Here is a 14823-nt window from a genome sequence, read left to right as displayed (position 1 = left end):
GCAGAGGTTTCATTCGGCGCAGACAGGGACCGCGCATTCTGATACGGCTCGTGCCCGCGCGGGNTGATAGACCTCGATCGCATCCAGTACGGCACGCCCTAATCCTGTCAAAACGACGATCGTGCCGCGTGCGCCGATGTTCTTGCGAGTGACTAGGCCCTCATCCACGGCATCCTCCCAGACCGTTAAACGCGGGCAGGAGGTTTTCCAGGCATCGAGGACCTCGGCATAGGTTCGGGGTTCTCGCGCAACCCATTGCACCAGATCGAGAACGAGAGGATCGTAAGTTTTCATCGATAGCCTCCTTGCATCTCAAGCACCGAGCCGCGGTGCGACCAACAGAAAGCTCCCGTGCCCGACATAATAGAGCGCGATGGTGGTCACGATGCGATTGGCCCAGAGGCGATATTGGCCGTCGCTCATCGCTCCCAACGCACGTCCGGACAGTGTTGTGCCCAGCATCGCAGCCGCGATCGCTAAGCCCGCAATCACCGGGTCCAGTGAGCCTCCTTGATCGACGATATTGCCGAAATAGGCGAGCTTCACCGTATGGCCGAACAGTTGGCATCCCGCTTTGGTCGCAACGATCTCGCGGCGGTCGAGCTTGCCGCCGAGAAAGAACGTATCGAGCAGCGGCCCTGCGACTCCGGTCAGGAGAAGCAGGCTCATGCAGATTGCTCCGTAGATGGTTCCCTGAATGGCGCTTTCCGGATTGGCCTTGAAACCGCTCGGTAGCAGCCTGGCCAGGAAGGGGGTCACGCCTAGCATAAGCAATGCTGTCGGTGCGTCCGGCACGTATTGCGTCATCGACCAGATCGCGAGAGCGACGAAACAGCCGGACATATAAGCCGCGATCGGGTGCCAGCGGATGTAGCGAAACCAAAGCAGGCCGCGCCAGCCATTGGAGGCCATCTGCGTCACTGCATGCAGAACCATCGCCTGGGGCAACGGCAGCATCGCCAGTAAGACGCCGATCAGGATCATTCCACCTGCCATGCCGAAAATTCCGGACAGGAAGGATGTCGCGATCATGGTCAGACAGAGCAGGGCGACCAGCAGTGGACTCATGGATACCTCTGACAGTGGTGTTGATCCTGTTTGCGACAGGGCGCAAACTGAGTTATCAAGGTCTCAGCATTAGATTTCCTGATGGTATGGTCGGATGCGAAAGCTGCCATTTCTCAATGGCGCGAAGGCCTTCGAAGCTGCCGCGCGCATGGGCAGTTTCGCCAAGGCTGCCGACGAGCTGCATGTCACACCGGCTGCGATCAGCCGGTTGGTGCAGCTGCTGGAGGCGCGGATCGGCGTCAGCCTGTTCGAACGGCGTGCGAACCGCCTCGTTCCGACGCCTGCGGGGCGGGCGTACCAAGCCGGCCTTACCCCGCTGTTCGATGCGCTTGCCAATCTGACGGCCCAGGTCTCGGCGATGGCCGGGGCCCGCGTGCTGACGGTCGGCGTCGGGCCGACCTTCGCGATCCGTTGGCTTATTCCTCGGCTCGCGGAGTTCCAGCGTGCGGCGCCGGACATCGAGGTGAGATTTGCGACGGGCGGAGCTGCTGCCCCTTTTAGCGACGACTGGACCTGCGGTATCACGCTTGGCGACGGTGAGTGGCCGGGTTTCGCATCCGAACGTCTGTTCGCGGCCGACCTGACGCCGGTTTGTGCGCCGGCGATTGCGCGTAAGCTGAAGCGTCCAGAGGATCTGAGGGCGGCGACCTTGTTGAGAGTGCGTCATGCCCGCGAGGACTGGCCGCGCTGGATCAAGGCGGCTGGGCTGTCGAAAATGCCGGTGAAGGGGCCCGAATTCGAGTTCTACGGATACGCGTTACAGGCCGCTCTCGATGGCGTTGGCGTGGCGATGGGGATCAGCCCTTATATCGACGATGATTTGCGTGCAGGCCGTTTGGTCGCGCCGTTCCAGGTCAGCGTCAGCAAAGGCAAACACTGGTACCTGATCTATCGCGATGCACGACGCGGGGAGCCAGGCTTCACCGCGTTTCGCGCGTGGCTGATCGAAACCGCTGGCAGCAAGACACTATAGAGCAGGACTTGCGGATCGGCTCTGCTGCATCTTGTGGAAGCGCAAGATCTGCTGAGCGGTGGCAATCTTCAGCCGTTCGTAGCTGATCTTCGAGAATGCGTGATCGCCCACTGACGAGCCCTGTAGGTCGGCTCGCATATCGAGGATCGTCTGCACCGTAGCCCAGGAGAAGTTGAGCACTTTGGACAGAACCATAACGCCTTCCGAGCGCGTCTCGATCATCATCGTTTCGACGGTGGCGAAGGGAACTTTGGCAAGGTGCGAGATCGCCGCGTTTACTTCGTTAAATCTCCGTTCGTGTGCAAAGCGGGCGATCCTGGTCTCGTTGAGCTGCCCCGTCTGGCGCAACCCATTCACGAGGGCGAGAGCCGCGATCACGTCGGGATCGTCGGCGGCCGACGTATGCTGAGCACGTTGCGCGATCTGCCGGACCGCACCGGCGACTTCGAACTGCGTATCCGGATGGGTCGCCTGAAGTTTCTTGCGGACCGCTTCCGAGGCCCGGACGATCAGCCTCAGCAGGTGATGGCGTGGAATGTTGGCGCGAGAGCCGACGCTGACCGCAAGCTCCTCGCTATGCTCCGATCGTGCCACCAAGCGCGTGTAGCCGTGTTCGGAGAATTCCGCACCCGGATTCGCTGCCGCAGATGTCACGACGTCGATATTGCCTCGCTCAACCAGTGTGTCCGTTACGGCTTCGCTGAGGCGCTCGCGCTTGGAGATCGCCAGCAGATGAGCCTGGCTCTTGGTGCGGGCGTTTTCGATCAACGCCGCGTCTTCGAGACGGGACGAGCTCGTTAGCACGGGGCCTGCAACGTCGATGGTATTGTCAAATGCCAAGGCATGAATGATGCGTGGCGGTGCGGCTGGATGCTGCGACAGCCGGCGTGCCAACAGGGCTTTGGCTGAAATCTCGATATTCTGCACGAGGCAGGCAAACACGTCGTCGAACAGACCGAGCTGGGCATCGGAATAATCGATGTTGCCGGCTAGGAACAGGTCGGTAATGTTGCGAAGGATCTCGACACGGCGCGCGACGGTTCCGTTGACGAGCGTGTCTTCCAGTTCGTCAAGCAGGTCGGTTGCGAGAGCGGTCGTGTGACGGGGCATTTCGGCAAATGATTCCAATGGGTGGTCAGTTCGCGAGAACGCGATTTCGGCCACTTTCCTTTGCACGATAGAGAGCGGCGTCGGCGCGGGCGAGGAGGGTGTCAGTCGTGTCGTCGAGGCGCATTGCGGTGATGCCTGCGGACATCGTCACCGACATGCTGGGAGAGATCGCGGCCCAGTCCGCTTCGGCGATGATCTCACGCAATCGGTTGAGCGTATTGACCGCCGCTTCCTCGCTGGTATTCGGCAGCACCAATAAGAACTCCTCTCCTCCATAACGTCCAAGTTTATCGATGTCCCGGATGTTGGCGAAGATGGTGATGGCGAATGTTCGCAAGGCTTCGTCGCCGGCAGGATGGCCGAAGGTATCGTTGATCTTCTTGAACCAGTCGAGATCGATCAAGGCGATCGCATAGGGCAGCTCAGCGCGTTGAACGCGAACGAGATCCTCGTCGAGCTTCTGCATCAGGAATCTGCGATTGAGCGCGCCCGTCAATTCATCGAACTGTGCCATCGTCTCGATGCGCTGGTTTGCCTCCGCGAGTTGTCGGCTCCGCTTGTAGAGCGTTTCGCGGATCGAGACCGAGAACAGGCTGACAAATACACAGTAGCCGAGCGTCGTAACCAGGAAGAGCAGGGTGACGACGCGCTCCTCCCAAGAACTGCTTGGTAATCCGATCGGTTTGTTCGTGAACAGCAGGATGCCTGCGAGTCCTGCGGCAAACAGCGTCCAGAGGACGCCGGCCTGCTTCTCGTTCGTACGCAGGGTCGCAAAGGAGAAGATTACGAAGACAATGCAGCAGAAGGCGAATCCGACCTCTGGTGCGAGATAGATTCCGCCGAGTGCGATGATCGTCGCGCCGATACCTTGCGGGACGGTCAAATAGTGGTCTGCAAAGCGATCGTTGAAACCTGTTTCCGACAGGGCGAGCAGCGACAGCAGCAGCCCCATCCCGCTGATGCCGAAATACAGCGGCGTGGTCATCGCCGTGGTTCCCGCGAGTGCAAACAGATAGAACAGTCCGATATCGATGATGCAGTTCAGCATCATGACGAGCAACATGTCGCGCCGATTGCGCTTGCGACGCGCGCGGATCGGCGGCGTCAGCTCGACGTCTGGTCCATCGGCATGAGCGAGCGGGACGGAAGTTGCTGCGGCAACGCGTTGCATCGGAAGTTCAGAAGCTCCGTTGCCGGAACTGTAGGTACAAAGCCTTTAGGTTTGGTATCGCCGGTCGTGCAGATTGCGCCGGTCGGAAACTGGTGGCCTCTTCCTTTCAAATAAAATGCCAGCGATTTCAATGCCCTACAGGATTAATCCGATTCTCGGAAAGGACCTCCTGGGTTGGATCGATACCCGGCCGATCGCAGGCGGTTCGAAGGAATGAGCTGTTTGAGCGCGAAAAGGCCTCATGCTGTGTGAGGCAGCCCCCAACTCTTGCCCCTCGTGCGCGTTCGGAGGCACTTTGTGTGCGCAGAATCACAGATGGTTGGCGCTCTGCGGATAAACTAAGAAGATTTTTACGTTGTGATCGAACCTCCCAGAACACCCCCACGACCAACTCTGCGAGCCGTACGTTGAGTGCAAATCTTGCGGCATCGGACGAAATCCTGATCGCCAGGATCGCCCAGGGTGACAAGCTCGCGATGCGCGTGTTGTACGGGCGGCACCATGTGCGGGTTTATCGATTTGGGCTGCGACTCTTGCGGGACGAACAGGTTGCGGAGGATCTCATCAGTGAGGTTTTCCTCGACGTCTGGCGGCAAGCTGGACGCTTCGAAGGGCGTTCTGCCGTTTCAACGTGGCTGCTGGCAATCACACGGTTCAAGGCCTTGTCCATTCTCCGCAAGAGAAAGGACGTGGAACTTGACGACGATGCTGCGGCCGCGATCGAAGACGGCTCTGACGATCCGGAGATCGCGACCCAGAAGAAGGATGTTGGAAACGTCTTGCGCCGGTGCCTCACCGCACTTTCGCCAGACCACCGGGAAATCATCGATCTCGTCTACTACCACGAGAAGTCCGTGGAAGAGGTAGCCGAGATCGTCGGGATTCCGGAGAACACCGTTAAGACGCGGATGTTTTACGCGCGCAAGAAGCTCGCCGAACTGCTGAAGGCAGCCGGCGTGGAGCGAGGTTGGCCATGAATGCGTTGAGCAAGCTGCCCGATATGCATCCCGAGGAGGTCGAGGCTCTGCTGCCTTGGCACGCGGCAGGCACGTTGAGTGCACGCGATGCGCGGCGGGTCGACGAAGCGCTGGCTAACAATCCGGCGCTGGCTAAGCAGTATGCAGTGATTCAGGACGAGTTCGCCGAGACGATTCACTTCAACGAGAGTCTCGGGGCGCCGTCATCCCGGGCGATGCAGCGCCTGTTCGCGGGGATCGATGCCGAGCCTGTCCGCGAGCCGTCGTCTGCGTCGACATTTGGTGCCCGGATTCTGGAGTTCTTTGCGAGGCTTTCGCCGCGAGCCGTCGCTTACTCCGCAGCGATCGCGACCTTGGCGGTGCTGCTGCAGGCCGGTGTCATCAGTGCCGTCTTGATGCGGCAGCCATCGACGTTTCTATCGGCTGCCTATGAGGGACAGGCCGAGGGCGGCGCACGCGCACTAGTCCGTTTCTCGCCGGATGCACGTTTGTCAGACATCACGCAATTCCTCGACACTTACAACGCTTCGATCGTTTCCGGTTTGAAGGCTGGTATGTTCCGTGTCCAATTTGGTGAGAAACCGATGACGAAGGACGAAGTTGCAGGTCTCATGAAGAAAATCGAAGCAGACAAAATCGTCAGCTTCGTCGCCCCGGCGCAATAGCAATCATGTCGGCGGCCCGAGGCATTGTCGAGCCGGGTCTTGTCAATCGCGTCGCCTGCGAGCGTGGGAACTAGGTGGCGGCACTTGCGTAAGGCTCCGATTCTCCTCGTCCTGATCGCCATTTTTTCAACAGGTGGTGAAGTTGATCGCGCGGGCGCACAAAGCATCAACGCGCTGGTCGGTGCTCCGCGTCTGACGCCGCCTGCACCGCAGCCCGGAATCAATCGCCCGATCGCGATTTCATCGGGTGTGCAGCCGGGCAGCCGACCCGGAATCGGCCCCGGCTTCGGTGTGGGCGCGGGAGTTTCCTCGAATGCGCTGCCGACGGTCGATCGCTGGCCTACAGTTCAGGTGCCGCGCCGTTTGCCGGAGCGTTCGGCCGAGCCGGTAGATGTTGGTGGCGCGCCGAATGCCGCATGCAGTTCGTATCGCAACTTTGAAGGTTTCGCCGGGCGCCCTTGCAGGTCGGTTCGCCGGCTTGCGGCAAAGTCGCGTCATCCAGGTCGCCCGCAGACGCCAGTACGCTCCGCAAAAGGACAACCGTCGCGTGTAGCGCTCGCAGCAGATACCGCGGTGCCGGACGAGATCATCATCGAGATCGAAGGCGCGGTGACGGAGCCACAGTCGATTGCGCTGGCGCAGCGCCACCGGCTCACTCGCGTGGAATCGCAAGCTTTCCCGCTGCTCGGCGCCACCATGTTTCGCTGGCGGATCCCCGATGGACGATCGATCGACACCGTATCCCGTCAGTTGATCGCAAGCGGCAATGTGAAATCCGCCCAGCCGAACTATCGTTTCACGTTGCAGCAGCAGAACGCTGGCAAAGAGGAGGGCGGGAGCGAAGCGCAATATGCGGCCGGCAAGCTGCATTTGCAGCAGGCCCATGCCTTGGCTCGCGGCAGTGATATCAAGATTGCAGTGATCGATTCCGGCGTTGATCTCACGCATCCGGAGCTTGCCGGTACCATTGCCGGTACGTTCGATGCGCTTCGCAGCACCGAGGGAGCGCATACGCACGGTACCGGCATCGCCGGCGCTATCGTAGCGCACGCCAGGTTGACAGGGAGTGCGCCTGCAGCACGCCTGCTGGCGATCCGCTCGTTCGGGACTACATCCAGCGGTGCGGAAAGCACGTCGTTTGTGGTGCTGAAGAGTTTCAACTATGCCGTCGAGCAAGGCGCGCAAATCGTCAACATGAGTTTTGCTGGCCCCAGGGATCCCTTGCTCGCGCGAGCCCTTACGGCCGCGGCCGCGCGCGGCATCGTGCTGATCGCCGCTGCTGGCAATGCAGGCCCGAAATCGCCGCCGCTCTATCCGGCCGCCGATCGCAATGTCATCGCCGTCAGCGCCACCGACGCGAAGGACCAACTCTTCAAGGCCGCAAGCCAGGGCCATCACATTGCACTCGTGGCTCCTGGCGTCGATCTGCTATTGCCGGCTCCGGAGGAGAAATACCAGGTCGTTTCCGGCACGTCGTTCGCCGCTGCCTATGTCAGCGGCCTCGCAGCACTCATTCTGGAGCGGAACCCGGGCATATCACCCGATATGATCAGGAAAATCCTGGCCGAGACCGCGACTGATCTCGGCCGCAAGGGGGCGGACGACCAGTTCGGGGCAGGGGCTTGCGGACGCATGGGCCGCGGTTCAGGCGGCGCGTCCGGTGACGGCCGGCCCCAGCGTGCGGGCTGTCGGCGTTTCCCGCTAAAATCTTGAAGTTACTCATTTTACTCTCCAAAAACTTTTCGCAAGAAATTTTGGCGGTAGCTTGAACCTTTGCTTTGCTGTCCGGACCAATGGAGGCGAGGGAGCCCAATCCCTCCCAGAAAGGCTGTGTTCGGCGCGAGCGCCCATCCACCCCAAGCGCCAATACGGCTGGCCCGTCCGGTTGTCCCCCCGGACGGGCCTTTTCGTTTCAACGGGCACTTCGAGCGAGCCCTTCAGGAGCGGCATTGTTCGATCACTGCTGTACGGCACGCCCTTGAACCTGGAAGGTTCGTGCTGAGACCCATGGCAGGGTGGAGTGTCGGAAGTGCCGTTTGAGTTCGTCGTGGAAGGGGCATCCAAATATTGTTCGGCGTTGCGAGGCGTGGCGGCAGGCGTCGCCGCTCTTGCAGCGATCATTGTGTGCCCCGTCGATGGTGCCCGGGCACAAACGCCGCCGTCCGATCCGGTGGCGAAAGCGGCTTTTGACGTGCTCGATAAGCACTGCGCGCGCTGTCACCAGGAGGGACGGCTGATCGATCGCGAAAAGCCCGCCAAGAATTTCGGCAACATCCTCAAGCTCGAGGAGATTGCCGCTTCGCCGCACTACATCCTCGCTGGGAATGCTCTCGGTTCGAAGCTGTTTCGCCAAATTGCCGATCGCGAAATGCCCTACGACGTCGTCTATGAGGGAGAGACGCGATACCCGCATGTCACCGCCGATGACCTGCAGGCCCTGGAGCGATGGATCGCTTCGCTCGGCGCGAACGCGGCATCGGTCTGTGCGAACCGTACGCCGATTACCCCGGCTGCGCTGGCGGGCGTGATCGCCGCCGATCTCGAACGTCAGCCGATGGGACGCAAGATCACGACGCGCTATTTGACGCTGACCCACCTCGTCAATCGATGCGTCGACGCTACCGCGATGAAGGTGTACTGGCAGGGTGCGATCAAGTTGATCAATTCGCTGAGCCGTTCGCCGAACGTGGTGAAAGTGGAAACGATGGACCCGGATGGTGCGGTCTTGCGGCTCAATCTCGCCGACATCGGCTGGGCGGCTCAGGACTGGGAGACGCTGCTGGCCATCTATCCCTACGCCATGCAGCCGCCGGGACGCGCGAGCGAATCCATCGTCAGGATCACGCAGACGCAGGTCGCTGCCGTTCGTGCCGACTGGTTTGCCCACGCAGCGTCGCAACCGCCGCTCTACAACGATCTCATGCGCCTGCCGAACAGTCTGTTCGAACTGGCGCGGGATGAGAGCGTAAACATCGAGGCCAACATCCGCAACTTCGTCGCGCAGCGAGCCGGCTTCCAACGCTCGGGCGTCAGCCAGAACAATCGCATGATCGAGCGGCACACCTCCCGCCACGGCTATCTGTGGACCTCGTATGACTTCGCAGGAGGCCGCAACAATCAGGATATCTTCGCGTTTCCGCTCGGCCCTGGTCTGAATGGATTTCAGCATGACGGCGGTGAGACCATCTATAGTCTGCCGAACGGCTTTCAGGGTTATTTCCTAAGCATGTCCACCGGTAGCCGTCTCGACAAAGCACCGACGACAATCGTACGCGATCCGTCGCGCAAGGATTCGACTGTCACGAACGGCATTTCATGCATGGGCTGTCACGATCAGGGAATCCGTAAGGCGCGCGATGAGGTTCGCGATGTCGTTGTCGGCGCGCGGATGTTGCCGCGGGATATCCGCGATAAGGTGGAGGCGCTGCATCCGCAGCATGCACGAATGGATGCGCAGCTCGAAGCGGACGGAAAGCGTTTCGTCTCTGCGATGGCGCGTGCCGGCCTTGAATCGTCTCTAAAGCTCAATGGCGTTGAGCCAATCAATGCGTTGGCTAAGCGCTATGAGGACGATGTCGACCTGGCGCTGGCGGCGTCCGAACTTGGCGTTGGCCGTGAAGTTTTGAAGTCATCGGCCGTCGATCCGAAGTTCTATGCGCTCGTGCGCAGGATGGAGCAGGGGGCTGTGCCTCGCGATCAGTTCGAGCAGGCCTATAAGGTTCTTGCTGCTGCACTGACCGACCAGAAGGTCGTTCAGACCGCAGGCACGCGCTCCGAGCCGCTACCGCAGGCTGTGCGGACCGACGAACTCAGCTTGACGTCGGATGCCGACTATTACCGTCCAGGCGACGGCCCGGTCTTCACCATCACCTCCACGCGCGATTGCTACCTGACGTTGACCAATGTCGATGAGAAGGGTGAGGGGACTGTCCTGCTCCCGAACCGGTTTCAGCAAGACAATTTCATTCGCGCCGGTGTGCCGGTCAGGTTTCCGGGCCCGAACGCGCCGTTTCAATACCGCATGAAAGACAAGGGGCTTGAGAACGTTGTCGCGGTTTGCTCCATCCGGTCAGATGGTGCGGATGGCATCGCGCACGATTTCACGCGGGCAGCGTTTACGTCCGTCCCGAACTATACGCGTGCGCTCGGGCGCGCAATCGAAGTCATCCCTTCGGCAGCCAGCGAGGCTGCGGTTGCAGGTGCCGGCAATCCGCCGAGTATCAACGTGCGGGCATCGATCCGCGCAGCGATCCAGGTGACAGTGCGATAGAAGCTGGCTGCTCTCAAGACACGCCCGGCATCACGTCTAACCGAAGGTCGGAGTTGTGGTTGCGGGCAAAGGATCGTGGGTAGGTAAACGAACGGACTTGCATGTTCTCCTCGTCATGAAAATCAGATACATACTGATTCGTAGGTGATGTAAGCGTGATCGCGTGCGCGTGGCGTATCTCGGTTCGTTTTCCTCCAAACGGCATTGCCTCCGGCGCCTAAATGACAGCCTCTTTTGATGCTCAGCGATTCCAGCGTACGCTGGAACGTTGGCGAGCGCTTGCGGACAAGCGACTCGCCCATGTGACAGACCTTTATGAAACAGGCCGCTGGCAGCGCTATTTCAGCGAGCGCGATTTCCTAGCGATGATGCGTGAGACCCGCGAGGCCGTCGAATCCTGGCATCGGCTGGTGCCGGAGATCGCTTCAGCCGATGTGGTCGAGCTGGCGCCGTCGCGGACGCATCTTCCAACGCCATCTTTCGTTGCTGCACCGAATGTGGCTGCGTCAAGCGTCAAGGCTTCGGCTGCGTGACAGCGGGCCTTAACAGAGCTCATCGTTAGAATAGCGATCTCGTAGTGAAACGGCGTGCGTCCGAGAGATGAGGCTTTGACTTGACTCAAGGTAAATAATCCTATAGAACAAATCATGAACATAATTTATAGAGGACCATAGGATTACTAAAAGATGGGGCTACGCAGCGAGATAGAGGATGTCCGGCGGCAGATGCGCAGCGAGTATGCTGCGCTTTTGATTGAAGATGCGCGTCTTGTCGTCAAGAGCGCGAAGCTCATGCTGGTGCAACATCTGCTGGAGCACAAAGTCCGGCGTATGTTGTCGGGCATCAAGGCGAACTTCAATCCGGCGCAGCCGCGGGTGCCAGCGGGTAACTCCGATGGCGGGCAGTGGACGAATGACGATCGCAATTGGGAGAGGCTACGCGCGCAGTATGCGCGCAGCGATGGAATTACTGATCGCCGCGTTCTGTTGGATGCTATTCCTGATCCCGAGCGGATTATTTCTGGTGCAGAATACGCTGCTGACGGACACCATCACGTTCCTCGAGGAGTCTATAATAAACCGTATTATGATTTTAATCCTGAAGTCCGTAGGATATTCAACAATGCGAAAACTGGTAGGTTGGCAGATCCGAGCAGCAATCTAAATGATCGGATGCATCAAGCGTACAGCAGAGCAATTAAGGAGATGCTGGACAAGTTCATTCAAGACAATAACATCAGGAAAGGCGAGATGACACCAGCGCAGGCGTACCGATTTGTCGGTAAGGTGCTGAGCTCGCGTGATCCAAGGGTTTATCGCTTTCAAGAGCGTTTGATTATGCGCGAATTGCGCGCGCGAATGCCCGGCATGTTTCGAGGCGGCGAATAGAGAGTTAACCAGCATGATCGAGGAAGCATATCAGGAGCGGGTCTGGACCCTCATTTACGGCAAGCTCGTCGCGCTCTTTAGTCAGTTTGGTGAAGAAGAGTGCACGGGAGCAGGAGACTTCTGGGTCGTCGATGACAATTACGGATGGTCAAGGAGCACCGTCTTCGTTAACAATCTGCGATTGTTGACGCCGTGGATGGTGACCACTGTGCAATCGTTTTTGGAAGGCGTGCCTGATTGGACGATTGTCCTCGTCGTCGCCGTGGATGGTGAGGGAGAGCGCTGGCCCGACATGGGTGTCACCATACGCGAGCACGAAATCATCGATACGCTGCAGCGCGAGTACCTTCCGCCGCCATACAATCGACTGGAGTTTCCCGGCAGCCGGCCAGGCACGGGCTATGATTGAAGTTTCTAGCTGGCCTGGCTTGCACCCGGTGTTACGTAAATAGTCCTAATGAACTTAATTCATGAAGGACCATTGGGAATAAAAGGAGGGCTAAGCAGTGAGATCGAGGATCCTATCGGCATCAACGACAACCCAAAGCTCATCAATGAGTATGACAAGCCATGTGGGTTGCGTCGATAGCACGCGGGAAGAGTGTCAGCGAGGTTGTTGATTATCTAGGGCAAAGTGGAAGTCGAGGAGCTGGGTTTGGAGATTAATAGGGATCGAAACCAGCGTGTTGTGAAAATAATCACGGTCATCACTTTATAATACTAAGGCTACGATTGATACGCATTACCCGGGTGGTCCTGATCATCTCCGTTAGGATCGCTTCGCCGGCGTCGGTGAGGGCGTCTAAAGTCACACGCGGCGTTTTACTCTTAAGCTGGATCAACGTGCCTCGCGGCACCAGCGGCACATGGATGAAGGCCGTCAGCGGCGGCGGTGCCAGGCTGGCGCTCGCCTCGATCGTACGCCAGCAAAGGTAGTTGCAGAGATAACGGCCGGCGTCGCGCGAGAGGGCCGAAGGAATACCGGTCAGGCGCGCAGCACGCAGCAGGCGCTTCACATGCGGGCCAAAGGCCAGTGCGTCGGGACCGCCGGGCGCGATCTTGCCGAGCTTGATGCGTGTGTGGCCGGCATCCGGCCAGATCGTCGTGATGGCATTGCGCGCGCGGGTCTCGACGCGAAGATGCGGTGTGCGTGCAGCCAGACCAAACATCAACAGCGCATCGGGGCGATGCTTTCGCAGCAGCTTCGGTAGATCGTGATCAACGTCGCCATAAGCGACCGTAAAGATATGCGCGACGCGCTCAATGTCGTTGAACGCCGGGCGGCGAAGCTTCATCAGCCGGCTGACCAGCGCCTCCGTTGGATTGTATGGCGCCCCCGGAAACGGGCCGAAACCCGTGATGAGAATGCGGAGGCTCATGGTGCCTCCAGCAACCGTGCGATCGTGTCGGCGGCGAGCGCCGGCGTCATGCGGCCGTCGGCGACCCCGGCCTCGGTCTGCCTGACCTTCGCGCGGATGGCGGGGTCGGCGCGCAGCCGCGACTTCAGTCGCTCCTCCAGCATCGACCACATCCACTTGACCTGCTGCTCGCGGCGACGGGCAGCAAAGTCGCTGGATGCGTTCATGGCTTTGCGATGGTCCAGCACCTTCTGCCAAAGTCCGGCGATGCCGTCGCCGGTCAGCGCTGAGTAGGTGACGACCGGAGGATGCCAATGCTCCGAACGTGGTGCTAGAATATGCAACGCGGCGCGATATTCGGCGGCGGCGGCATTAGCTCGCGGAATGTTGTCGCCATCGGCCTTGTTCACGGCAATCATGTCGGCGAGTTCGACCAGCCCTTTCTTGATGCCCTGCAGCTCGTCGCCTGCGCCCGGCAGCATCAGGGCAAGGAAGAAGTCGGTCATGTCGCAGACGGCAGTCTCGGATTGGCCGATGCCGACCGTCTCCACCAACACCACGTCGAACCCTGCAGCTTCACACAGGAGCATGGCCTCGCGCGTCTTGGCGGCGACGCCGCCGAGTGTTCCCGCCGACGGCGAAGGTCGGATGAACGCTGCGTCGGAGGCCGACAGCTGCGCCATCCGCGTCTTGTCGCCGAGAATCGATCCGCCGGTTCGCGCGGATGAAGGGTCGACCGCGAGCACTGCTACCTTCTGTCCAAGACCGATCAGATACATGCCCAGGGCATCGATGGTGGTGGATTTCCCGACGCCCGGCGAGCCAGTGATGCCGACGCGTACAGCCTTTCCCGTATCCGGCAGAAGCTGTTGTACGAGTTCGCGTGCGGAAGCCTGGTGATCGCTACGGCGGCTTTCGACCAGCGTGATTGCCTGCGCCAAGGCGGCACGATTGCCGGCGCGCAATGCAGCGGCGAGCGCGGGTATGTCGGATGCGAATTGCGAACGGCTCATGCCTCGGGTTTACAACGGCGGTGATCCGCAAGCGAGGGGCAGCCGATCATTGTGTGCCGGTTTCTTTCGGCTTGTCGCCGCCGAAGATGGATAGGCCTTCTGCCGTCAAATATGGGTGGAGAATTCGCCAGGGTACGAACGCGGTATATGAACCTTCAACATAAGGTCCTACCGCATAGGGCGAATAGTGGAAGGTGAGACCTGAACTCTTGCCCGCCTCGGTCGACGGTTCGAGCGTCACAGGACCGATCTTGAGTAGGCTCGGTTCCACTCCCTTGGACCAGCTGTTGTCGGCCGGCTCGAACGTGCCTCGCTCCTTCTTTTCGACGGTCAGCGCGGAGATGATCGCATTTTGGATTTCGACCATCGCACGGCTGTTGTCCGACAGGTCTGTGAAAAATGGCCGGATGCTGATGCGCTTGCGGAGTTGTTCGTCCCAGAGCAGTGTGTCGAATACCGTGTTCGGGTGTGCTCCACCGGCATAGGTAATTTCGGTACGCAGCACGCTGATGTAGCGATTGGCGACCACCGAAGTCACGGAATAGTCCCGCTGCGACGTCCAACGCAAACCACTGCGAAACAATTCGGGCGATGTCTGCCATTCGCGGTCGGCTTCCTTCCGCTCGTGATCAGCCCACTTTTTGGCCTCGGCCAGGAGGTTGGCCGACAGGTTCTGTCTCGCCTTGATGGTGTCGTCGATCGTGACGGAAATCTCGATCGCTTTCGTTTTGATCGAGAGAGTGGGCTTTTCTTCCGTCGCATGCGCTAACGACGAAAGCACCGCGATCGTGGCTGCGATCGCGATGCGGATGGCCGAGCGACGAAACACA

At 59.8% G+C, this 14823-nt stretch carries 15 protein-coding genes; 8 read left to right on the top strand and 7 right to left on the bottom strand.

The genetic code is table 11. From position 1 onward, the window contains the following. Positions 1–9: 9 nt before the first annotated feature. Positions 10–294: a hypothetical protein gene (locus tag X566_RS24380; RefSeq protein ID WP_244434801.1), complete on the bottom strand. Its 285-nt coding sequence runs from the start codon at positions 292–294 to the stop codon at positions 10–12. Between the two features lie 18 nt (positions 295–312). Then, complete coding sequence (locus X566_RS15305) at positions 313–1068, bottom strand: sulfite exporter TauE/SafE family protein (RefSeq protein ID WP_034469040.1); 756 nt, start codon at positions 1066–1068, stop codon at positions 313–315. Positions 1069–1162: 94 nt separating this feature from the next. Between X566_RS15305 and X566_RS15300 the strand changes: the two genes are divergently transcribed. Continuing rightward, a complete protein-coding gene (locus X566_RS15300; RefSeq protein WP_034469038.1) occupies positions 1163–2041 on the top strand; it encodes a LysR substrate-binding domain-containing protein in 879 nt (292 codons plus the stop codon). Here X566_RS15300 and X566_RS15295 read toward each other — a convergent pair. Then, positions 2036–3151, bottom strand: a complete 1116-nt coding sequence (locus X566_RS15295; RefSeq protein WP_034469036.1) for a DUF2336 domain-containing protein — start codon at positions 3149–3151, stop codon at positions 2036–2038. The genes X566_RS15300 and X566_RS15295 overlap by 6 nt on opposite strands. 25 nt (positions 3152–3176) lie before the next feature. Beyond that, on the bottom strand, positions 3177–4322 hold the full coding sequence (locus X566_RS15290; protein ID WP_034469033.1) for a GGDEF domain-containing protein: 1146 nt from the start codon (positions 4320–4322) through the stop codon (positions 3177–3179). 407 nt (positions 4323–4729) lie between these two features. Here X566_RS15290 and X566_RS15285 point away from each other — a divergent pair, with 407 nt between their 5' ends. From X566_RS15285 to X566_RS15250, 7 genes are all read left to right on the top strand, one after another. Beyond that, on the top strand, positions 4730–5299 hold the full coding sequence (locus tag X566_RS15285) for a sigma-70 family RNA polymerase sigma factor (RefSeq protein WP_034469031.1): 570 nt from the start codon (positions 4730–4732) through the stop codon (positions 5297–5299). Then, positions 5296–5964, top strand: coding sequence for a zf-HC2 domain-containing protein (locus tag X566_RS15280; RefSeq protein ID WP_034469029.1), 669 nt, complete (start codon positions 5296–5298; stop codon positions 5962–5964). Before X566_RS15285 ends, X566_RS15280 begins: the two co-directional genes overlap by 4 nt. Before the next feature lie 39 nt (positions 5965–6003). Continuing rightward, the gene (locus X566_RS15275) at positions 6004–7677 is read left to right on the top strand and encodes a S8 family serine peptidase (RefSeq protein ID WP_244434800.1); all 1674 of its coding nucleotides are present in this window, start codon (positions 6004–6006) and stop codon (positions 7675–7677) included. A 316-nt stretch (positions 7678–7993) separates the two neighbouring features. Continuing rightward, positions 7994–10234, top strand: a complete 2241-nt coding sequence (locus X566_RS15270) for a DUF4384 domain-containing protein (protein WP_051444296.1) — start codon at positions 7994–7996, stop codon at positions 10232–10234. 221 nt (positions 10235–10455) lie between these two features. After that, positions 10456–10767: a TIGR03809 family protein gene (locus tag X566_RS15265; protein ID WP_051444224.1), complete on the top strand. Its 312-nt coding sequence runs from the start codon at positions 10456–10458 to the stop codon at positions 10765–10767. 153 nt (positions 10768–10920) lie between these two features. Next, positions 10921–11622, top strand: coding sequence for a hypothetical protein (locus X566_RS24750; RefSeq protein WP_152539926.1), 702 nt, complete (start codon positions 10921–10923; stop codon positions 11620–11622). A gap of 13 nt (positions 11623–11635) precedes the next feature. Further along, positions 11636–12031: a hypothetical protein gene (locus X566_RS15250; protein ID WP_034469024.1), complete on the top strand. Its 396-nt coding sequence runs from the start codon at positions 11636–11638 to the stop codon at positions 12029–12031. A 298-nt stretch (positions 12032–12329) separates the two neighbouring features. Here X566_RS15250 and X566_RS15245 read toward each other — a convergent pair whose 3' ends face one another. The 3 genes from X566_RS15245 to X566_RS15235 are packed head-to-tail and all read right to left on the bottom strand — an operon-like array spanning position 12330 to position 14822. Beyond that, positions 12330–13001 carry a pyroglutamyl-peptidase I gene (locus tag X566_RS15245; protein WP_034469023.1) on the bottom strand — a complete coding sequence of 224 codons (672 nt, stop codon included), beginning with the start codon at positions 12999–13001 and terminating at the stop codon, positions 12330–12332. Next, on the bottom strand, positions 12998–13993 hold the full coding sequence (gene meaB / locus X566_RS15240; protein WP_034469022.1) for a methylmalonyl Co-A mutase-associated GTPase MeaB: 996 nt from the start codon (positions 13991–13993) through the stop codon (positions 12998–13000). Before meaB ends, X566_RS15245 begins: the two co-directional genes overlap by 4 nt. Positions 13994–14039: 46 nt before the next feature. Continuing rightward, on the bottom strand, positions 14040–14822 hold the full coding sequence (locus X566_RS15235; RefSeq protein WP_034469020.1) for a DUF3298 and DUF4163 domain-containing protein: 783 nt from the start codon (positions 14820–14822) through the stop codon (positions 14040–14042). Between the last annotated feature and the right edge of the window lies 1 nt (position 14823).

The organism is Afipia sp. P52-10 (assembly GCF_000516555.1).
Lineage (GTDB): Bacteria > Pseudomonadota > Alphaproteobacteria > Rhizobiales > Xanthobacteraceae > P52-10.
The sequence above is the reverse complement of the archived record's forward strand: the minus strand, read 5'-3'. Positions and strand labels throughout refer to the sequence as shown.

Coding starts and splice junctions, on each gene's coding strand:
- X566_RS15305 (WP_034469040.1), bottom strand. CDS start 1,068: ATGAGTCCACTGCTGGTCGCCCTGCTCTGTCTGACCATGATCGCGACA.
- X566_RS15300 (WP_034469038.1), top strand. CDS start 1,163: ATGCGAAAGCTGCCATTTCTCAATGGCGCGAAGGCCTTCGAAGCTGCC.
- X566_RS15295 (WP_034469036.1), bottom strand. CDS start 3,151: ATGCCCCGTCACACGACCGCTCTCGCAACCGACCTGCTTGACGAACTG.
- X566_RS15290 (WP_034469033.1), bottom strand. CDS start 4,322: ATGCAACGCGTTGCCGCAGCAACTTCCGTCCCGCTCGCTCATGCCGAT.
- X566_RS15280 (WP_034469029.1), top strand. CDS start 5,296: ATGAATGCGTTGAGCAAGCTGCCCGATATGCATCCCGAGGAGGTCGAG.
- X566_RS15265 (WP_051444224.1), top strand. CDS start 10,456: ATGACAGCCTCTTTTGATGCTCAGCGATTCCAGCGTACGCTGGAACGT.
- X566_RS24750 (WP_152539926.1), top strand. CDS start 10,921: ATGGGGCTACGCAGCGAGATAGAGGATGTCCGGCGGCAGATGCGCAGC.
- X566_RS15250 (WP_034469024.1), top strand. CDS start 11,636: ATGATCGAGGAAGCATATCAGGAGCGGGTCTGGACCCTCATTTACGGC.
- X566_RS15245 (WP_034469023.1), bottom strand. CDS start 13,001: ATGAGCCTCCGCATTCTCATCACGGGTTTCGGCCCGTTTCCGGGGGCG.
- meaB (WP_034469022.1), bottom strand. CDS start 13,993: ATGAGCCGTTCGCAATTCGCATCCGACATACCCGCGCTCGCCGCTGCA.